Genomic DNA, 20,229 nt, shown 5'->3' with positions numbered 1-20,229 from the left:
TTTTATATTTAAACTTATCAATGAAACAGTTTTTTTTCAATAAATATTTTATCACGCTCGTAGTAGGCGTACTTTTTTTAGGCTGTGTAGACAAAACCTACAATGATCCTGAAAATAAAGAAATCACTCCAATTCCAGAGGGGAGTGCAACAATGTCAATTGCTGATTTAAAAGCAATGCATTCAGGAAGAGATAACGATACTACAGGAATACCAGAGGATGTAGTAATTGTTGGTCAAGTGATCTCAGACGATGAAGCAGGAAATATCTACAAAGAACTTTATATTCAAGATAAAACAGGCGGAATATTGATTCGTTTGGATAAAGCTCCTCTTTATTCTACATATAGATTGGGACAGCAAGTGGGAATTATCTGTGATGATTTAGTGCTTGGTTCTTATGGTGGAAATGTGCAGTTGGGTATACCAAGCCTTTACAATGGGGCGCCTGCTGCAGGAAGAGTGCCAGGCCCATTAATGGAACAATACATGTTCACAGGAACAGTTGATTCTATTGAAGCAATTACGGCTAGTGTAAAAGAAATTCAGGAGAATTCATCTGCTTATTTAGGACGAAAAGTAAGAATTAATAATATCACATCTACTGATAATACAGGAACTACTTATGCTGATGCTGAAAATGAAACAACTCAAAATAGATACTTCAACGATGGGACAACATCGAGTGATATTATTTTAAGGAATAGTGGATTCTCAGATTTTGCTGGTGATAAAATTCCAGAAGGTGCAGGTACAATGTATGCTATTGTAGGAACATTTAATGGCACACCTCAGTTATTGATCAATAACCCGGCAACGGATATGGTGGACTTTACTGATGAAGGAGACCCGACTGATCCGGAAGAGGACGGTAAAGTATTGTTAGATGAGAATTTTGATGAATTGTCTGAAGGCGAAGTAGCTTTAGACAATTGGACAAACAGCAATGAGCAGGGTACTGTGAAGTGGGAAGTTGAAGGAAATGGTAATAAATATGCTTTTGCTAATGCATACAAGTCAGGTGATGAAGCTTCTGAAGCTTGGTTGGTATTACCGACTATCACAGAAGAAAACTTGCGTTTGAGGTTCCGTTCAGCAGCGGGTTTCTTTGTTGAAGGTCATCTTGATGTATTGGAAGTAAAGGTTTCTTCTAATTATAACGGTAGTATTTCTTCTGCTACTTGGTCTGATGTAACTGATCAAGCTGACCTTCCTGTATTTGGAAATCCTGATGGTGATTGGTGGGATTGGAAAGAATCTGATATTAATCTTTCTTCTTTTGGTGGCAATGTAACTGTAGCATTTGTATATCATGGAAGTAACACAAACTCTACAAAAGTAGAAGTAGACAATATTGTAATTAGTAATGATGCTGGATCGGAAACAGATCCTGAAGATGGAGATTATTATGGAAAAGCAAATGGAAAAGAAGGGTATGCTCTAAAAACGGCTTTAGCAGATATTATTACTAATGGCCATAAAGACAAAGGATACAGTGCACTTTGGACGCTTTATCAAACTTCTGATGACAAGTACCAAAAGTCTGAAATCATTTGGGATATGTACAGTGACATTCCAGATCCAAACAATCCATCAGTACCTGACGGAAGACAAGAAGGAGAATACGAATATGAATTAATTTTTGACCAATGTGGTCAAGCTGGTGGAGGAGAAAAATACTGCTACAACAGAGAGCACGTGATGCCTCAAAGCTGGTTTGATAAAAAATCTCCAATGGTGTCAGATGCACATCATATTATTCCAACGGATGCTTATGTTAATACCAAAAGATCTAATCATCCGCACGGTGTTGTCGCCAATGTTTCATGGACTTCAATCAATGGTTCAAAACTAGGAAGTGGTACATCAGCATCAGGTTATACAGGAACAGTATTCGAACCTATTGATGAGTATAAAGGCGATTTTGCAAGAATGTACTTGTACATGGCAACACGTTATGAAGATCAGATTGGATCATGGGAAAATAACAGTCAGGCAGGGACTGTATTGGATGGTTCTTCAGATAAAGTATTCAAAGATTGGTTCCTAACGTTGATGATGGAATGGCATACAAATGACCCGGTTTCAGATAAAGAGATAGACAGAAATCAGCAGATTTTTGAAACGCAAGGTAATAGAAATCCATTTATTGATCACCCTGAATATGCAAAAATGATTTGGGGGAATTAGGAAAACCAAAGATGTTAAAATCTTAATTATTAGAGGACTGTTGGTTTAGAGACTTACTCCATATGAGTAAGTCTCTTTTTATTTTTATGGAATTTTAAGGGGAAATTCAATTATCCAGCATAAAAGTGCAAATCACCTCTATCAAATCGAATACTGCCCATACCACCTTCCTTTATAATCTCTCTAAACATTTCAATCACTATCTCATATCTGTTATCAATACAATCTTCTGGATATACCAAAGAGATAGAAAAGAAATCATCATTGTCTTGGAAAGCTTTCACGAAGAATACATCAATTTTTGCTTTATCCAAAACATCAATAGCAGCGTTGTCCAGTAGTTTTTTTTGCCAGTGAATAATTTCACTTCTCAAAAGACCCAACTGTTCTCTTGTACTGTTATACTTCGAAAATGAGTTTCTATAAATGGAATTATAATCATATTTATAACCTATTTTTTGAAGTAATAATTTAATAGATTTTTCATCGTTTCGGAGATAAAAATAGATGTATTTCATAACAACTTTGCTTATGCAATGATTAATAATTATATAAATCTTTCATACAAGAACACTTGCTTAATACTTTGTTCCTGAATACAATACAAATATACGAGCTTGTTTTTTATCGTAGAAATAGTTTAATTCGATTATAATAATCTATAATATCGATTTATGAACTTACAGTTTATCAAATACTTCGTAGCACTCGCTAATACTTTAAACTTCACAAAAGCGTCAGAACAGGTTTTCGTGGTGCAATCAACCTTTTCGGCGGGGATCAAAAAACTTGAAGAACACTTTGGTGTTAAGCTTTTTGAAAGAGATAAGAGGAACGTTCAGCTGACACCTGAAGGGGAGTTATTTTTACCTAAGGCAATGGAATTATTAAAACTCTGGAATGATATAGAAGTAGGTTTTGAGGTAAAAGAAAATGAACCAATATTGATCAGTTTTGTGCAAAACATTCTCTTGGATGCCATTCTGGAATCTATTAATCAATACAAAACAGCTTATCCGTTTTCTGAAGTAAATATCGTTGAAAAGAAAGATGCAGAGTTGCTCAACTTATTATTGAACGAACAGCTTGATGTATTATTTGTTGATTATGAAATAGAACATGAAAACATTGATTTCCAGTTTATCACTATAGAGAAACTGGTTTTTGCAATGAATGAAAAACATCCGTTGTCCAATAAAAAAAGCATCCCATTATCCATTCTAAAAGAGGAACCTTTTATTGAAAGAAGTTTTTGTGCCATGTACGATGAACTTACAGAAAAGCTCAAAGAGATCAATGTCAAACCCAAAAAAGTATTTACAGCCCCGAATAACGGAACGGTCTCTACTTTAGTGGCTTCAGGAATGGGGATTTCATTGATGCCAATGCCAACTTTCAAAACAGAAAATGTAGTTTATCTACCCATAGAAGACGTGCCAATTACAAGAGATATTTATTTGGCTTGGAACAAAGACCTAGTTAAAAGAAAGCACAATGTGAAAAATTTTATTGAGGGGTGTGTGAAGGGGTTATAGATCGTTGAGCAATTGATTGTGCTTATTTGAAATATATTTTATCGCTCCAGGAAGGATCTCTATTTCTAGTTTTTTGGTTTTACCAATCACCTCACCATCAAGTTGTAATAATTGCGGGTGATCAAAATGGATCGTCGCCTTATCAGCCACATAGACGTTGCCTTCAGAATCTTCCAAAAAGCTCTCGTCAAATTTTGAAAGACCGACAATGATCAAGTCTTCAAAGTTTAATTCAGGAATAGCAACTAGTTCAAATTTCCCATCAAAAGGATTGCTGATACTATTCAAAGGTACACCTGTTCCAAACTTTCGAGCATTACAGATGGCCATCATGATTCCGGTTTCGCCATAGACATTCCCGTCAATCTCAATTTGATAATCAATGATTTTCTTTTCTTTCAACTGCTCAATAAAGTATTTGAAGTAGGTAGTCATACCTCGGTTAGGATCACTAGAGTAACCTTTTACGATCTGTGCATTGACCCCAACATCGCCAATATGAAGACAATAGTGCTCATTGTTGACTTTTAAAAGGTCTAACCCAACAATCATTTCAGAAAGTAAAATATCCCTAAGGGCCTGCATGGGCTCATCACTTACAAAAAGCTCCACTGCCATGCCATTAGCAGAACCTAATGGGATGATTCCCATTGGTATACCAGTATCCAATAAAGCGATAGAAGTAAATAGGGTAGTGCCATCACCTCCAATAGATGCTACTTTTGTAGGTTGAAACTCTTTGACTATTTTTTGAAGTTCCTCAAGGTCATTGACACCCGTAGTTTTAAAGATCTCATATTGTATAGCATAATGATCTAAAAAACGAGAAGCTTCATTTAAAAATGGTTCTTTATCAATATCACCTGAGATAGGGTTAACGACAAGTAAAAGTTTCATTAGGGCAATTGTTGTTTAATGATATAAAGTATGTAAACTTAATCATTTTGTTGATGAGAAAAAATCATTTCTTAAAATCCTAAACAACTCCGTTATAAGTGGCTTTCAATCATTAAGAATGGCAGAAAATTTCTCTTAAATCTGATCCTTATTCTTCACGTAAATTAATTCAGAAGTATCCAAATTCAAACAAGAAAGATATCCTTGATGGTCGCGTTGCTCAGGGATTGTCCCCTTATGGTAAGCACAGCCAGTATCTAAATTGATAAATCGGCTTCCCTCATCAATCATCTTCTTTGCCTCAGAAAGGTCAATTGGAGTATGTCCGTGTACGACTTTTCTTTTGGTAAATATCTTGTTGGGAGTAGTAGGGTAAGGTTTTCTGATGGTCAACATAGCGTCATAATCTCTTTTTGGCTTTTCGGCCTCAAAATTAAAACCAGCATGTACAAAGTGATAATCTTCTATTTGAATATGAATCGGAAGTGTTTTCAGAAATGATTTATTTTTGAAATAGAGCATTTCATCTTCATTCAAAAGAAGTTTTTCTCCTTTGGTCAACTTGGCCATAAAACGGAAAAAAGTATGCTTATAACTATGTTGTTTTTTGATTAGACCATCTTCATGATTACCCATAATGGGGTAAATATTGAAATCATTATCTCTCAATTTCTTGATGTAATCGATTACTTTTTGACTATCAGGACCTTTATGAATATAATCTCCTAACAAGAACACGATATCATTCTTCGTGATCTTAATTTTTTTCTCAAGAAGATTTTCAAAAGTTTTGAAACATCCATGGATATCGCCAATAGCAAATCTTCTAACGTATTGATCGGTATTTAATTTAATCGATTTCAAAATAAAAGATAAAAGATGAATGAAAAACCAAATATAATTCTTTATAAAAAAAATACCACTGTATATTTGTAATGTGATAGAATGACGTTGATAATGAAATAGTTAATTTGAAGTTGTCAACAATATTCACAGCTATTCACATCAGAATGTTGATAACTGTTTTACTATATTTACAAACAATTGGATAATTTTACGATTTATCAGAAGTTATTCACAATAAACCTTGTGTTAATTAATTATTCAATTTTCGATGTTTATAAGTATTATAGCCAAACGCTTTAATGTACTTTAATACAGCTCAACTACTTATTGTAAAATTAGAAGAAGATGACAAACAATCCACTAAGTATATTCTCTCTTATTAAGAGTTACAAAAAAGAATACATTTCAGGTGATTTGTCTGCGGGGTTTGCTACAGGGGTTTTATTAATACCACAAGGCATGGCTTATGCAGTAATTGCCGGCTTGCCAGTACAATATGGTTTATATGCATCGCTCATTGCACCGCTTCTTTATTTCCTTTTTGGATCATCCAAGAAACTAATCATAGGACCAGCGGCGTTAGACTCAATGCTTTTGGCCTCAGGTATGCTTGGACTCGGCATCTTAACCACATCACCAAATTATATCAATACCATTCTTGTGGTGGTATTCCTTTCTGGGTTGTTTCAAATTGTGGCAGGTTACCTGAGGTTAGGGTTTATTGCTAATTTTTTCTCTGCTCCCTTATTAAAAGGATTTACTACAGCAGCGGCGTTATTGATTGCCTTCAGTCAACTGAAAAACATATTCAGAATCACACCAGAACCATCAAAATACCTGCACGAGGAGATATTGAGCTATTTTTCTCAAATATCTTCTATTCATTGGGTTTCAGCTACGATTGGTATCGGAACGATCGTAATCATCTCTCTTTTAAAGAAAACGAAATTCAGCAAGCTGGGCACTCCCATTATTGTAGTTTTAGGAATTGTAATGAGCCTGTTCTTTGATTTTGAATCACAAGGAATTGCGGTAGTTGGTACTATTCCTTCCGGTTTGCCTACTTTTATTTTACCTGATTTTACAGCTGTGGTATACAGTGATGTCATTCCGCTTTCATTGGTGGTGGCTATCATTGGTTTCACAGTTTCCAACAGTATTATCAAATCCATTGACGATCCTAAACAACCCATTGATCCCAACAGAGAGTTTGTGGCTTTAGGTTTAGCTAATAGTATAGGAGCACTTTTTGGAGGATATCAAGCAAGTTCTTCATTTTCAAGAACTGCTATCAACGCATCCTCCGGAGCCAACACAAGGGCTTCTAACCTTGTTTCCACGTTGATGATTGCTTTGGTACTTTTATTTTTTACGGATATTTTTTATTACCTGCCAAAACCTATTCTAGGTGCCATTATTATTGCGGCGACACCAAGTCTTTTAAGCTTCGATTATTTCAAGAAATATTATTTATTGAAGAAGAGAGAGTTCTTTGTGATGCTGATTACATTCCTGACTACAATGGAGTTTGGGGTGATTGTTGGTTTGCTAACTGGAGTTAGTGTTTCTATGGCGGTGTTTATGTATCATACGTTGTATCCCCATATTGTTATTCTTGGTAAGATTGAAGGAACAAAAATCCATAGGAATGTACTTCGATTTGCTACTGCCAAGGAGCGTGAAGGTACAATGATTGTCAGAATTGATGCACCACTTTATTTCAGTAATATCAAATATGTTTTAGAGACCATCAATAGGTGGGCGAGTGAGCGTGAAGATCTTCAATATGTGGTAATTAAAGCAGAGAGTATCAACTATATTGATGTGACTGCTTTGAATGAATTAGAGTTGCAGATTGACAAATTTCAGGATCAAAATATAAAAGTATACTTTGCAACTGTAGTGGGGCCTGTACGTGATTTGCTTTTCAAAATGAATATTGTGCAGAAATTAGGAGGACGTCAGCTTTTTGCCAACTTGTATGACGTGATGCAGTTTTTGGATGATAAAGAAAACTATTCATTCAAGAATAAAAATATAGCCAATCAAAGCGTTTAAAAAGTTCAAGTCCTTCATTGTAATTGTACTTTTTGTAGTACCTTCTTGCCAACTTATAATGGTATCATCTCAAATATATTTCTTTCTTCCTGCCATCTTACATTCATAATGTAAGTGAATCGCACTTCATTTTTTTTCAGAAGCTTTTTATTCCTTATGTAAGTGGCTGATTTATGGTAATAAATGACTATATTTATGTAACTCACATGTATAGACTTACTTACGAAATGAAAAAAATATCGAAATATTACATAGCACTAATTTTTTCATTGATTGGTGTTTTTGTTTTATCTTATGTTGTGATTCCTGAGATCTTAATTTTAAAAATTTATTCAACAATTTTATTGGGTGTTTGTCTTTTGAATTGTTTAGTGATACCGTTTAAGATTTATTCAATTAAACACGAAGATAAAAGAGAAGTACATCTCGAATAAAAGTTTTTGGCTTAAGTGTCAAAAATTTTTATTTAATATTTGACCTTGGGGTCAATTAGACTAACTTTGTATTCTTAATAATTCATTTCCTTATATGGCAGGTAGACCCAGAATTTTTGATCAGGGTGAATTGCTCTCAAAAACAATAGCACTATTTTGGAAAAATGGCTACGAAGCAACCACCACCAACGACCTTCTCAAAGAAGTAAACCTTAATAAAGGCAGCCTTTACAACGTTTTCAAAAGTAAAAAAGAACTTTTTAAAGCAGGCTTGAATCAAATGGAGCAAACAGGCTTGGACCGACTTGAAGAAAGCTTGGAAAAAAGCACACAGCCTATCGAAGACTTGAAAGCACTGTTTTATGATATGGTGGACGCCTCTTTTGATGAAGATTGTAAAGGATGTATTCTTGGGAACTCTATTGTAGAATTTACGGGAAAAGATGATGAGCTGAAAGAATTGGCAGTACTTTATTTGAAACGTTTTGAAAGTATTTTGATCAAAACACTTCAATCTGCTCAAGAAAAAGGTATCATCAAATCTACATTGCCACCATCACTATTATCAAGGCATTTGATCAATTTCTGGAATGGCATTAATGTCACCCGCAGAGTGTATGCCGACAAAAAGGAAATGAAAGACCTAATTGATTTAAATCTAAGCTTTATTTAAACGTTAAATAACGGAACATACTGACAGATAAAACATATATGAATATTTTAGAAGAATACAGAGACAAAAGGGCTGCTCTAAACGAAAAAGTGATCAACAATTCTGACAAAGTGATCAAAAGGATCTATAGTCTCGACACGATCACATACACAGAAGGTGCATTGGATGAGAAGACAAAAGAGATGATTGGTCTTACAACTTCTTTGGTGCTGAGATGCGATGATTGCGTGAAGTACCACTTAGAAAAATGTGTAGAGCTTGGTTATTCTAAAATGCAGATTGTAGAAGGCATGGGTGTTGCCAACGTTGTTGGAGGTACCATTGTAATTCCGCATTTAAGAAGAGCCATGGAATATTTGGATGCTCTTTTTGAAGAAAAAGAAAATCAAGAATAGGAGGTATTCTGCTTCTATTTTAATGATATAATTATGATGAGCTCACAGTTTTTGTGAGCTTTTTTTTTGACCTCTTCTTTTTTTCCTCAAAATCAACTATTTTGTTAACAGTAACACCCAGTAAACTTGAATATTATTTACACCTATTTTCTATAAAATAAAATTTCAGATAGATATTCTCTTCTATTGGGCATTAATAAAAGGTTATAATACGGCCTTTTGCTACTATTTTATTTTACACATAAAGTAAACTTTTTTCCCTCAGACTAATACTTATGACCAAACAAGAAGTAATTGATCTCTTAGAAGACAGTAGACACTCAAAAGTAAAAGTAGCCATTGTAGATATAGATGGTGTGCTTAGAGGTAAATTTATGCACATCAATAAATTTATAGCAGCATTAAAAACAGGCTTCGGTTTTTGCGATGTTGTTTTTGGCTGGGACATGGCTGATGAATCTTATGATAACGCTAAAGTGACGGGATGGCACACAGGATACCCTGATGCACCCGCAAGAATTGATGTGGCTACCTTCAGACAGATTCCATGGGAAGAAGATTTGCCCTTTTTCCTGGCTGATTTCAGCAGAGAAAATAAAGATGATGAAACCGTAGGTCCAAGAGCATTATTAAAAAGAGTGCAGGAAAAAGCACATAATTTAGGATTTACGCCCTTTTTCTCTCAGGAGTTTGAATGGTTCAATTTTCGACAAAAATCAGAAGAGCTTTATCAAAAAGGCTTTCAGAATATTCAGCCTTTAACTGAAGGAATGTTCGGTTATTCTATACTAAGGGCTTCAGAAAACAGCCAATTCTTTCATGATTTGTTTGATATGTTGGAAAGTTTCAAAGTACCATTGGAAGGACTTCATACCGAAACGGGACCTGGAGTATATGAAGCGGCAATACAATACAGTGAAATTGTAGAGGCGGCAGACAGGGCAACGCTTTTCAAAACCGGAGTAAAGGAGATTGGCTACAAACACGGTATAATTGCCAGTTTTATGGCGAAACAAAATAGTGTTTTACCGGGTTGTAGTGGACATATACATCAAAGTTTATGGGATGCTTCAAAGCAAAAAAATCTTTTCTATGAGGCCAAAGCAGAAGATCATATCAGTGATACTATGAAAAGCTATATAGCGGGTCAGTTGCATTGTCTACCTTTTATGTTGCCAATGTTGGCACCAACTATTAATAGTTACAAAAGATTGGTGGAAGGGGCTTGGGCACCTACTACATTGACTTGGGCAATAGATAATAGAACAACAGCACTCAGAGCCTTGCCACATGGTGAAAAGTCTTGTCGATTAGAAACAAGAGTAGTCGGTTCAGATGTAAATCCATATTTGGCAATGGCCGCTTGCTTGGCAAGTGGGCTTTATGGAATAGAACAAAACATGAAGCTGGAAACCCCAAAGACAATAGGCAATGGTTACGAGGATTTAGCAAACGGCACATTGCCCTCCAATTTATGGGAAGCAACGCAGAAAATGAAAGGATCTTCTTTGATGGTAGAACTTTTTGGGGAGGAATTTATAGATCACTTTACTAGGTCACGAGAGTGGGAATGGAGACAGTTTATGAAAGAAGTGACTGATTGGGAAACTAAACGTTATTTTGAAATTATTTAACTATGCTCGATATACATCAAACTTACACTTACAATTTCCCTACAACCATTCGTTTTGGTGTAGGGGTAGTCAACGAATTAGGCGATTACCTAAAAACAAATAATTTGAGACGTCCCTTGATTGTCACAGATGGGACGGTGGTTGAGTTGACTTTTTTCAAAGAAATCGTTCAGAAATTAGAACAGCAAGAATTGTCTCCAGCGGTATATTCTGAAATGCAGAAAAACCCTGTGAAATCAGATGTGATCAGAGGAGGTGATTTTTATAAAGAAAATGAATGTGATTCAATCATTGGTCTTGGTGGTGGAGTGGCTATGGACGTAGCGAGAGCCATTGCTTTAAGAATTAATCACCACAGAGACTTATTTGATTATGATGACCTCATAGGTGGCGACAAATATGTCACAGAAGAAGTACCGCATTTTATTACCATTCCAACAACATCTGGAACAGGCAGTGAAGTGGGTAGAAGTGCCATTATTTCGGATGATGTCACCAAACAAAAGAAGATTCTTTTTTCTCCTAAACTTTTGGCTAAAATTGTTTTCGCAGATCCTATGCTCACATTGGACTTGCCTCCTTTTGTTACCGCTGCTACAGGAATGGATGCGTTAACGCACAATATGGAAGCATACCTTTCCAAAGGTTTCAACCCTATGTGTGATGGTATTGCCATTCAGGGAATGAAACTGATTGCCACATCAATCATTCAAGCCACGAATGAGCCAGATATGTTTTCCCGTTCCAAAATGATGATGGGGTCGTTGATGGGTGCTGTAGCGTTTCAGAAAGGTTTAGGAATTGTCCATAGTTTAGCTCATCCACTTTCCAGTTTGCTGGATACGCACCATGGATTAGCAAATGCAATCTGTTTGCCTTTTGGCCTGAAATTCAATTATCAGGGCTTTGAAGAAAAGTACAATATCATGGCATACAATATGAATTTGGGTAGCAACCAAGGTAAAAACTTGGTGGATCATATTGAGGTGATGAATGAACAGATTGGAATGCCCAATCAACTATCGGAGATAGGAGTGAAGGAAGAACATATAAAACCTTTGGCATCATTGGCGGTGAAAGATTTTACATTGCCATTCAATCCGAAGGTGGCCACCGAAGAAGACTTTATCTCCATTTACACTAGTGCATTATAGAATGATAAATATAGGAATTACACCCAGTTTTATGTATCCCGATGTTGAACGTGCCGTTTATGGTCCAAAATCGTTGACTTATATAGAAAATGATATGATGGATTATGTAGCACAGCATGGTGTTTTACCCATTTTACTTCCAGATATCTCAGACGATAGACTTTATCCTATTTTAGAAGAGCTTCATGGAGTAATTCTACAAGGAGGAGTAGATATAGCACCTGAAACATATGGAGAAACACCTATTGGTCCTTGGAAAGGTGATCGGTACAGAGATGAGTACGAACTGAAAATTATTGATTATACCATCAAAAATGGGAAACCACTTTTGGGAGTGTGTAGAGGTTTTCAGTTGATGAATGTTTATTTTGGAGGAACACTTTATCAGGATACAAAATCACAGAGAGAAGATGTTAACCATCATAGAGATGCACAGAAGTACGACAGTATCAAGCATCCTTTACTCATTAATGAGAATACTTTTTTCAGTGAATTATATGCAGATCACAAGCATCCCTATGTAAACACTGTGCATCATCAAGCAATCAAAGACTTAGGAAAAGACCTAGAAATTTGGGCTACTTCTGATGATGGATTAATAGAGGCCTTCGGTTACAAAAAAGAGAAACCTGGTAAAGTGATGGGGGTGCAGTGGCATCCTGAATTTACACCTACTTTACAAAACGAAATAATAGATTCTAAACCAATCATAGATACTTTTTTAAGTCATGTTTAAATATTGAATGATGAATATCTACAATCCTTCCAATGAACAGCTTTTGAAATCCGTAGAAGAAGATTCTTCTCAAACCATTCTAGATAAATTAAATAAACTACGTCATGGACAATTACTTTGGTCTCAGAAAACAGTAGCAGAACGTTTGAATTGCATTGTAAAATTTGGAGCATTGGTACAAAGTAATATTGACAATTTAGCCAAGGTTTTAACTTCAGAAACAGGCAAGCCTATACAGCAGTCCTACAATGAAATAAGGGGTGCTAATAATCGGATTGAACATTTAAAACAAAATGCTGAAAAATGGTTAGCCGATAATGTGATTGAAGGTTTGGAAGGCACCTATGAGAAAATAATACATGAACCTTTAGGAGTTGTGGCCAATATTTCAGCTTGGAATTTTCCTTATAATGTAGGTTATAATGTATTTTTATATGCATTGGTGGCAGGGAATTCCGTTGCTTACAAGCCTTCAGAATTTGCAACTTTAACGGGTTTAGCTTTTGCTGATTTGTTATACGAGGCTGGTGTTCCTGAAAATGTATTTCAATGTATTGTAGGGGATGGATCTACGGGGCAAGCCATGTTGGAGGTGGCTTTTGATGGCTATTTTTTCACAGGCTCATATCCAACGGGTCTTCATATTCTGAAAGAAGTAGCACCTAAAATGGTTCCTGTACAATTGGAGCTAGGAGGAAAAGACCCACTTTATGTCATGGATGACGTGAAGGATGTGAAAGTTGCCGCAGTCAATGCCGCTGAAGGTGCATTTTATAATAATGGACAAAGTTGTTGTGCAGTGGAGCGTATTTATGTTCATGAAAATATTTATAATGATTTTATTAAATTCTTTTTAGAAGAAGTGGAAGGGTATGTAATAGGGGACCCTGAATCAGAAAATACTTTTATTGGTCCTTTGACTCGTAAAGGGCAATTAAATTTATTAAGAAATCAGGTCGATGATGCTATCTCAAAAGGAGCTAAATTGCTATTGGGTGGAGATGAATTAGCAGGGAAAGGAAACTTTTTCGCACCAACTATTCTGATAGAAGTTAATCATGAAATGCTGGTGATGAAAGAAGAATCATTTGGGCCTATCATTGGAATTCAAAAAGTGAAAAATGATGAAGAGGCCATTGAATTAATGAAAGATACTGAATATGGACTTACTTCCGCTGTTTTTTCAACAGATCAGGCAAGAGCTGAGCAAGTATTGAAAATTATGAATACGGGCACTGTGTATTGGAATTGTTGTGATAGAGTAAGTCCAAATGTACCTTGGTCAGGAAGAAATAAATCCGGAGTAGGAACCACTCTTTCTTCCCAGGGAATCAGAGCTTTCACACAACCTAAAGCATATCATTGGAGAGAAGTATAAAATCAATAAATCATGTCTTCAGAAAAAATCACATTTAAGAATAAGAAAGGAATTGAAATAGAGGCTGAAATTTGTGATCCAGCAGATCAGGTGACACATGCATATGCCTTATTTGCTCATTGTTTTAGCGGAATGGATGACACTTCTGTTATTGACAGTATCAAAAGAGGGCTGAATCAAAAGGGAGTATCAGTGGTGACGCTTGACTTTACAGGGATTTCTCATCAGAATGAATACTATGCAGACCACGAAGATATTCTGGCTCTCACAGAGTATATGGCTGAGCATCTTCGTTCTCCACAAATTTTGATAGGACATTCTCTTGCCGGTGCGGCATGTATTGTTTCTGCAAATCGAGTAGCAAGTATTGAAGCAGTGGTAACCATCAGTGCTGTTATTAAATCAAGTCATATCCAAAAACTGTGTACTCCTAATAAAGAAGATACAAGCTTGTATGATGTGACTTTAGGAGATAATTATTTTAAAGTAACAGCAGATTTCTTTAATGAAATAACACATCAAAACATTAAAGAGGTCATCCACAAAACAAGAATTCCATTACTTATTTTCCATTCGCCACATGATGAAATTGTAGATATTACTAATGCTGAAAAGATCTATAGTAATGCTTTCCACCCTAAAAGTTTCATTTCATTAGACTATGCCAATCACTTTTTGTCAAACCCTCAAAATGGTTATTATGTTGGAAATAATATAGCCACTTGGTCGGAAAGATACGTGCAAATGGAACCGGAAGACCCTTTGGAAACTCAACATCAAACGGCTGTGAGAATTGGTACGACAAAATATGTGACTGAGGTAAAAGCAGGTATTCACCATCAAATAGCTGATGAGCCTATTGAAGATGGAGGAAAAGATTTAGGGCCCAATCCTTATCAATTTGTATTAGCAGGTTTGGGAGCATGTACAGCCATGACTTTAAGAATGTATGCAGATCACAAAAAAATTCCTTTAGAGGAAGTGACGGTGCATTTGAATCATGAAAATGAATATCTCAAAGATGCTGAAAATACGAACAAGCGTACCGCTAAGCTGGATAAACTGTACAGAAATATACAGATAAAAGGTGATCTTACTGAAGCTCAGAAAAAGCGTTTGATGGAAATTGCTAATAAATGTCCTGTGCATAGAACCTTGGAGAACAATCCGATCATTATTACAAATATGATTGAAGGGTAGTTGATTTACTTTTCATAAAAAGCCTGCAGTTGATCTGTGGGCTTTTTTGTGAAAAAAACCTCTTATCTCCAAAGGAAACAAGAGGTTTGACTCTTTTTTTATACTGTTGGAATAAAAAAACAGTCCAATATTATAATGTGACAATTGCTTCGTCCATTGGTTTTCTAACCTTAGCAAGATGTTGGTAATCGTCATCTTCGGCTCTGTAACCAATTGGAAGCAACACTGTACTTTTCAAACCTAATTTGTCAAGACCTAATACCTTGTCTACTTCAGCAGGAACAAAACCTTCCATTGGTGTACTGTCAATTTGAAGTTGAGCACAAGCAGTAAGTAAGTTGCCTAACACAATGTAAGCTTGCTTTGCGACCCAAGTATCTTTGTCTTCTGCAGATAAGTTAGAGACAGTGTTTACCATCATACCTTTGTATTCACCTAGAGCCTCTGCAGGAATACCTCTAGTTGCAGAAACATTTTGGATAAATGCTTCTACGTCTTCTACAGTAAGATCTGCAGTGCGAGCAATAATAATAAGGTGCGATGCATCCGCTACCTGCTTTTGTCCCCATGCGTGAGGTACAATTGCTTCACGTAATTCAGGATTTTTTACAACAACAATTTTCCATGGCTGTAAACCATAAGATGATGCAGAAAGATTACCTGCTTCTAGAATTGTTTGAACTGTTGCTTCATCTATTTTTTTTGATGCGTCAAATTTTTTCGTTGCGTAACGCCAGTTTAGGCTCTCGATAATGTTCATAAGAATTGATTTATTTTGATTGAGTGATTAAATACGTCTCAAAGTAAACCAATATTTGTTTAAACGTCAAATGTTTTTACAATATTTTACCCAACTAAGAAATAAGTTGAAATCAAAAGGAGCTTGCCAAGAATGATACCCCAGTAATTTGCAATGGCATATCCGAGCGTTCCAGCGGCCATTCCAGAGAGTATAACTTTCTTATTATTAATGGCTTTCGATACAGGACCAACAAATGCAGGTCCGTACAGGCAGGCTGTTGAGGTGATAATAAATGTGTCTACATCAATTTTAAAATATTTTGCTAATAAAAGATGAACAACAACACCTGTGAACATGACGATGGCAACAAAACCGATATATAAAGTACCATCTGCTAGTAACTTCTCGAAATTGGATAGACTTCCCAAACCGATGCAGAACAGCAGAACAAAATATTCTCCTACTAAGAAGCTTCCTTTTATATTTCTCACTTTTGAGTTGAAAGAAGCACCAATGGCCAATGAAGTGACACCAAGAATAATATAAATTTCATCCATCTTGCCCCAAATTAGGAGAGAAGTTCCTACACAGAAACCAAGAATCAATACAACAATACCAATACTTGACAAGATATTTTTGAATGAAGGACCTTGAAGTGCGGGGATCTTATTGAGATCTGTATTGATTGCATTTTTTTCATCATATTCAGGCAAAACAAAACCAAATAATTTTTTAGCAATGGTCATCAAAAATATCATCCATATTCCACCCAATATCATATCTGCAGTATTCATCAACACAAAAGCCTCATCGTTGACCTCTAAGGCAAGACCGATCGCTGACATGTTTGGCGTACCACCAGTATACAGTCCAACCGACATTCCACTTAAATAATGGGCACTTTCCAATGTTCCTGTAAAGACAAGAAAAGCTATTGTAGCACCAATTGTGACACCAAATAAATTACAGAAAAAAGACAAAATCGTAGACTTTGCTTGTGTTGCCCATTGCTTCATATTGGAAGATAAAAGCATTAATCCAATAGACAGAGGCACAGCAACATCCACCACTGTTTTAGAAACTTCTGTGTCAATTGTATAAAAAGTGTTGCCTAGAAAAATTCCCAAGGCATAAGCAATGATTACAGTTCCAATGTTTTCAATCCATGTAAATTTCTTAGCTCCCCATGTCAAAATGATCGGAGCTATAAGCATAACTAACGCTTGAAGCATATTTATAACGTTTTAAAAATTCTCTCAAAGGTAACCAATGTTGGGGAGTTCGAATCAATTTTGGTTGAAGAATATAGAAACGTTTAAAATCAAAAAGCTGCCCTAATGAAGGACAGCTTTTACCACTTACTAAATAATTGTGTTTTTCCTACTTGAGTATTATGCTATTGTTTGATGACTCTGTAGACTTTAGCTTGGTCATGAGTAGTTAGTTTAATGATGTAAATCCCTTTTGAAAGCGATTTAGTTGGAATTGTTAGTTGATGAATACCGCTATTTAAATTTTTGAAATCTTTAAAGTTCACTAATTGCCCATTGGCATTAAATATCTGTGTACTGACTGTTTCATTATCTTGTAATTCAATATCAATCTTTAATTCAAACTCGAAAGGGTTAGGATAGGCATTGCCAAGTGTATTTTGAAGTTCTGTCTCCAATTCATATCTTTTTCTAGCATTATTACCATTGAAGAAAGTATCATAACTCTGAGCATATTCATAATTTGTTGTTTTATCCCAGTTGATTGACCAAGTCATCATACCTCTTAGCTCAGGGTAGCCTTCACTTTTTACCAGTTTATATTCTCCACCGAAAGAAACACCGTTTACCAAATAGTTCAATGCTTTTTGTACTTCTGCGGGGGGAGTATAACCACCAGCAGGTGCAGCAGGTTTGTTTGCAGGCAGACCTAATGCCACTTGATCTTCTCTGAAAGCAGGGAAGAAACCAGCAATACTTTTCGACTCAAAACCTTGTAACAACATTTCTGTCATTGCAACTATAAAGTCGGCAGTTCCTTGTGTATAAGCTTTTCCATCGAGAGCACCCAAACTACCTGTGTTGTAAAGCTGTACGTGTACATAATCCAATTGATCTCTTAATGAGTGAAGAATTGGAAGGTAACCACCCCATGATCCGCCGTAGGCTGTTTGTCCACCTTGAACATAAGCAGTTTCAGGAGCAGACGTCAACAGGAATGAAGGACCGAAATGAGCTTTGATAGCTTGCATTCCTTCTATAAAGTTCAAAACTCTTGGTGTGGTAGGGTTAGTGAAATCATCATCACCTGCATTAAGAGTCAAAGAAGAGCCCTCTAGGTCAATGTCTACTCCGTCAAAGCCGTAAGTTTCACATAAGCTGATCATTGAAGTGACAAATTTTTGCTGCTCTTCTTCATTATCAAGGTGAACCACTCCGTTGGCCCCACCAAGTGATAGGAGTACTTTTTTGCCTCTGCTTTGCAGGTAAGCTACATCTGCTTTAAACTCTGCTCTTGATTTATCAGAAGGCTCATTTTGGAAATTGTCTATATCGATAGGATCAAAAACCATTGTGTTGTCGATATCTCTGATCTTTGGTTCAGCAAAAGCAATACATATTACATTGTATCTATCATCAACATCTTTCAATCTGATATAAGGAACACTTGAAAGGTTCCAGTTGTGCCAATAACCTACCAGTACTTTATCTGTAAATGCTAAGTTTTCCTCTACAATTATTGAGATACTTTGATCTGTTGTTAGTCCTTCGTCATCTGTAGCAGAAAATACAATAGTATAGTTGCCGAATGAAGAAGGTGTCCATGAAACAGAAGAACTGTTGTAAGTAGTGCCGTCTACTGTAATGCTGTGAGAAACAATGCTTCCATCAATATCTGATGCTTCAAATGAAATAGCGATGGCAGATAATGAAGTTTGTTTGATGACTTTATTTTCCGCAGGAGTGAATGAAGTGATGACAGGATATTGAGGTCCTTGTGGTTCACTGATAGTGAGTACATAAGAAGCAGTGCTTGATTTTCCTTTGTCATCCGAAGCATTGATTTCTACAGCGTAACTGCCATAAGCAGAAGGAGTCCATTGGGCTGTGAAATTATCATTATTCTGAGAGGCGTTTAAAGTAATGCCATCTACAGTGAAAGTTGCTGTAATTGCATCACCTTCTGTGTCTATTATTGAGGCACTTAAAGTAGTGGCAATTAAACCTACTGATGAAGCATCTGTTGCAGTAATTTCAGGAGCTGTATTTGTATCAACACAAGGACCTAATGGTTTCCACCAATGATCCGCTTCTCCAGGAGTGATATTATAAAGGTTGTCTACTTGAGCTTCATATAAATCACCTTGGTAGACTACAATGTCATTGGTATTATAGGTTGAAGGATAAGGTGCATACTCCGGATAACTACAATTTCCTTGCACTGTTTCTTCTATCGTGATGGAAATAGAACTGCTTGCAGTCAGTCCGTCATTATCGGTTGTAGCACCTGTAATAGTGTAAGTACCAAAAGATGATGGGGTCCAAGATGCTGAAGCAGAAGGGAAAGTCTGCCCGTCTACTGTGATGCTGGAAGAGACAATTGATCCGTCCGCATCATTTACATCAAGCTGTATGTTGATTGGGCTTAATGCAGAGGTTTTAATCACTTCACCATCCCCTGGAGAAGTAAAACTTATTGTAGGAGGTACTGGCTGATTAGAAGTAATACTAAAATTCAAAGATGTACTACTTTCACTGCCTTTATCGTCAATAGCAGTCGCCGTTGCTGTGAAATTCCCTGCAGTACTTGGAGTCCATTGTAGAGAACTTCCTGAGAAAGTTACACCGTCTATAGTGATAGAAGTACTTTCTACAGTCCCGTCTACATCAGAAGCTGTGATAGAGAAATCAATAGTGGTGGTTTCTTCCAGTATAAAAGAACTGTTATTGGCAGGCTGTGTGAAGGCAACACTTGGCGCTTGATTGTCATCACAGACGCCGATTTCTTCCCAAGGTCCCCACTCCGCTACACCTGGCGTGTCACCTTGTGTCCACCATTTTGAACTGTAAAGCTTGCCATTGTACACTACTTGTGTACCGCTTTGAGCGTAAGTTGAAGAAGAGTTCCACTCTGCAACACCATCACAAGGTGAAGCATTCATAGCTGTCAATAGAGTGGTTGCGTGAGTAGCATTATACATAGTGATAATGCCCACTAAGAGTAGTAGTTTAAAAATTTTCATATATGTAGTAGTGTTGTTAATAAATTCTCTAAGAAGAGGAACTGAAGGTTGATGTCACGAATCAAATAAATGATTCAGTTAGTCGCAATAGAGTATGGGGTAGCAAATAGGAGTACAGTTCAAA

At 36.3% G+C, this 20,229-nt stretch carries 16 protein-coding genes; 10 read left to right on the top strand and 6 right to left on the bottom strand.

What is annotated here, in order from left to right; translation table 11 throughout:
* The first annotated feature begins 20 nt into the window (after window positions 1–20).
* A complete protein-coding gene (locus AVL50_RS12435) occupies window positions 21–2,189 on the top strand; it encodes an endonuclease (protein WP_062616823.1) in 2,169 nt (722 codons plus the stop codon).
* A 110-nt stretch (window positions 2,190–2,299) separates the two neighbouring features.
* On the opposite strand, the gene AVL50_RS12430 is transcribed toward AVL50_RS12435, so the two are convergent.
* Window positions 2,300–2,707, bottom strand: a complete 408-nt coding sequence (locus AVL50_RS12430; RefSeq protein ID WP_062616822.1) for a hypothetical protein — start codon at window positions 2,705–2,707, stop codon at window positions 2,300–2,302.
* A 156-nt stretch (window positions 2,708–2,863) separates the two neighbouring features.
* Here AVL50_RS12430 and AVL50_RS12425 point away from each other — a divergent pair, with 156 nt between their 5' ends.
* Window positions 2,864–3,724, top strand: coding sequence for a LysR family transcriptional regulator (locus AVL50_RS12425; RefSeq protein WP_062616821.1), 861 nt, complete (start codon window positions 2,864–2,866; stop codon window positions 3,722–3,724).
* On the opposite strand, the gene AVL50_RS12420 is transcribed toward AVL50_RS12425, so the two are convergent.
* On the bottom strand, window positions 3,719–4,621 hold the full coding sequence (locus AVL50_RS12420; RefSeq protein ID WP_062616820.1) for a diacylglycerol kinase family protein: 903 nt from the start codon (window positions 4,619–4,621) through the stop codon (window positions 3,719–3,721). The genes AVL50_RS12425 and AVL50_RS12420 overlap by 6 nt on opposite strands.
* Before the next feature lie 135 nt (window positions 4,622–4,756).
* Entirely contained in the window at window positions 4,757–5,485 is a 729-nt protein-coding gene (locus AVL50_RS12415) for a metallophosphoesterase (RefSeq protein ID WP_062616819.1), read from the bottom strand.
* Between the two features lie 327 nt (window positions 5,486–5,812).
* Between AVL50_RS12415 and AVL50_RS12410 the strand changes: the two genes are divergently transcribed.
* The 8 genes from AVL50_RS12410 to AVL50_RS12370 all read left to right on the top strand — a co-directional run bounded on the left by AVL50_RS12410 (window position 5,813) and on the right by AVL50_RS12370 (window position 15,129).
* Window positions 5,813–7,525: a SulP family inorganic anion transporter gene (locus AVL50_RS12410; protein WP_062616818.1), complete on the top strand. Its 1,713-nt coding sequence runs from the start codon at window positions 5,813–5,815 to the stop codon at window positions 7,523–7,525.
* Window positions 7,526–8,053: 528 nt separating this feature from the next.
* Window positions 8,054–8,632 carry a TetR/AcrR family transcriptional regulator gene (locus AVL50_RS12400; RefSeq protein ID WP_062616816.1) on the top strand — a complete coding sequence of 193 codons (579 nt, stop codon included), beginning with the start codon at window positions 8,054–8,056 and terminating at the stop codon, window positions 8,630–8,632.
* Between the two features lie 38 nt (window positions 8,633–8,670).
* Complete coding sequence (locus AVL50_RS12395; RefSeq protein WP_062616815.1) at window positions 8,671–9,027, top strand: carboxymuconolactone decarboxylase family protein; 357 nt, start codon at window positions 8,671–8,673, stop codon at window positions 9,025–9,027.
* Window positions 9,028–9,302: 275 nt separating this feature from the next.
* A complete protein-coding gene (locus AVL50_RS12390; RefSeq protein ID WP_062616814.1) occupies window positions 9,303–10,661 on the top strand; it encodes a glutamine synthetase family protein in 1,359 nt (452 codons plus the stop codon).
* A gap of 2 nt (window positions 10,662–10,663) precedes the next feature.
* On the top strand, window positions 10,664–11,815 hold the full coding sequence (locus tag AVL50_RS12385; RefSeq protein WP_062616813.1) for an iron-containing alcohol dehydrogenase: 1,152 nt from the start codon (window positions 10,664–10,666) through the stop codon (window positions 11,813–11,815).
* Between the two features lies 1 nt (window position 11,816).
* Window positions 11,817–12,551 carry a gamma-glutamyl-gamma-aminobutyrate hydrolase family protein gene (locus tag AVL50_RS12380; RefSeq protein WP_062616812.1) on the top strand — a complete coding sequence of 245 codons (735 nt, stop codon included), beginning with the start codon at window positions 11,817–11,819 and terminating at the stop codon, window positions 12,549–12,551.
* 7 nt (window positions 12,552–12,558) lie between these two features.
* On the top strand, window positions 12,559–13,929 hold the full coding sequence (locus AVL50_RS12375) for an aldehyde dehydrogenase family protein (protein ID WP_253764279.1): 1,371 nt from the start codon (window positions 12,559–12,561) through the stop codon (window positions 13,927–13,929).
* Window positions 13,930–13,941: 12 nt separating this feature from the next.
* A complete protein-coding gene (locus tag AVL50_RS12370; protein ID WP_062616811.1) occupies window positions 13,942–15,129 on the top strand; it encodes a bifunctional alpha/beta hydrolase/OsmC family protein in 1,188 nt (395 codons plus the stop codon).
* Window positions 15,130–15,259: 130 nt separating this feature from the next.
* Here the strand turns inward: AVL50_RS12370 and AVL50_RS12365 are convergent, their stop codons facing one another.
* The 3 genes from AVL50_RS12365 to AVL50_RS12355 form a co-directional block, all read right to left on the bottom strand.
* Window positions 15,260–15,889: an NAD(P)H-dependent oxidoreductase gene (locus AVL50_RS12365; RefSeq protein ID WP_062616810.1), complete on the bottom strand. Its 630-nt coding sequence runs from the start codon at window positions 15,887–15,889 to the stop codon at window positions 15,260–15,262.
* A gap of 86 nt (window positions 15,890–15,975) precedes the next feature.
* Window positions 15,976–17,103: a DUF819 family protein gene (locus tag AVL50_RS12360; protein WP_062616809.1), complete on the bottom strand. Its 1,128-nt coding sequence runs from the start codon at window positions 17,101–17,103 to the stop codon at window positions 15,976–15,978.
* A 164-nt stretch (window positions 17,104–17,267) separates the two neighbouring features.
* Window positions 17,268–20,105 carry a glycosyl hydrolase family 18 protein gene (locus AVL50_RS12355; protein ID WP_082795784.1) on the bottom strand — a complete coding sequence of 946 codons (2,838 nt, stop codon included), beginning with the start codon at window positions 20,103–20,105 and terminating at the stop codon, window positions 17,268–17,270.
* Between the last annotated feature and the right edge of the window lie 124 nt (window positions 20,106–20,229).

The sequence above is a fragment of the Flammeovirga sp. SJP92 genome, assembly GCF_001583495.1.
In the GTDB taxonomy this organism is placed as follows: Bacteria; Bacteroidota; Bacteroidia; order Cytophagales; family Flammeovirgaceae; genus Flammeovirga.
The sequence above is the reverse complement of the archived record's forward strand: the minus strand, read 5'-3'. Positions and strand labels throughout refer to the sequence as shown.

Excerpts from the sequence above, each read along its gene's own strand:
- AVL50_RS12435 (WP_062616823.1), top strand. The coding sequence starts at position 21 with ATGAAACAGTTTTTTTTCAATAAATATTTTATCACGCTCGTAGTAGGC.
- AVL50_RS12430 (WP_062616822.1), bottom strand. The coding sequence starts at position 2,707 with ATGAAATACATCTATTTTTATCTCCGAAACGATGAAAAATCTATTAAA.
- AVL50_RS12425 (WP_062616821.1), top strand. The coding sequence starts at position 2,864 with ATGAACTTACAGTTTATCAAATACTTCGTAGCACTCGCTAATACTTTA.
- AVL50_RS12420 (WP_062616820.1), bottom strand. The coding sequence starts at position 4,621 with ATGAAACTTTTACTTGTCGTTAACCCTATCTCAGGTGATATTGATAAA.
- AVL50_RS12410 (WP_062616818.1), top strand. The coding sequence starts at position 5,813 with ATGACAAACAATCCACTAAGTATATTCTCTCTTATTAAGAGTTACAAA.
- AVL50_RS12400 (WP_062616816.1), top strand. The coding sequence starts at position 8,054 with ATGGCAGGTAGACCCAGAATTTTTGATCAGGGTGAATTGCTCTCAAAA.
- AVL50_RS12395 (WP_062616815.1), top strand. The coding sequence starts at position 8,671 with ATGAATATTTTAGAAGAATACAGAGACAAAAGGGCTGCTCTAAACGAA.
- AVL50_RS12390 (WP_062616814.1), top strand. The coding sequence starts at position 9,303 with ATGACCAAACAAGAAGTAATTGATCTCTTAGAAGACAGTAGACACTCA.
- AVL50_RS12385 (WP_062616813.1), top strand. The coding sequence starts at position 10,664 with ATGCTCGATATACATCAAACTTACACTTACAATTTCCCTACAACCATT.
- AVL50_RS12380 (WP_062616812.1), top strand. The coding sequence starts at position 11,817 with ATGATAAATATAGGAATTACACCCAGTTTTATGTATCCCGATGTTGAA.
- AVL50_RS12375 (WP_253764279.1), top strand. The coding sequence starts at position 12,559 with ATGATGAATATCTACAATCCTTCCAATGAACAGCTTTTGAAATCCGTA.
- AVL50_RS12370 (WP_062616811.1), top strand. The coding sequence starts at position 13,942 with ATGTCTTCAGAAAAAATCACATTTAAGAATAAGAAAGGAATTGAAATA.
- AVL50_RS12365 (WP_062616810.1), bottom strand. The coding sequence starts at position 15,889 with ATGAACATTATCGAGAGCCTAAACTGGCGTTACGCAACGAAAAAATTT.
- AVL50_RS12360 (WP_062616809.1), bottom strand. The coding sequence starts at position 17,103 with ATGCTTCAAGCGTTAGTTATGCTTATAGCTCCGATCATTTTGACATGG.
- AVL50_RS12355 (WP_082795784.1), bottom strand. The coding sequence starts at position 20,105 with ATGAAAATTTTTAAACTACTACTCTTAGTGGGCATTATCACTATGTAT.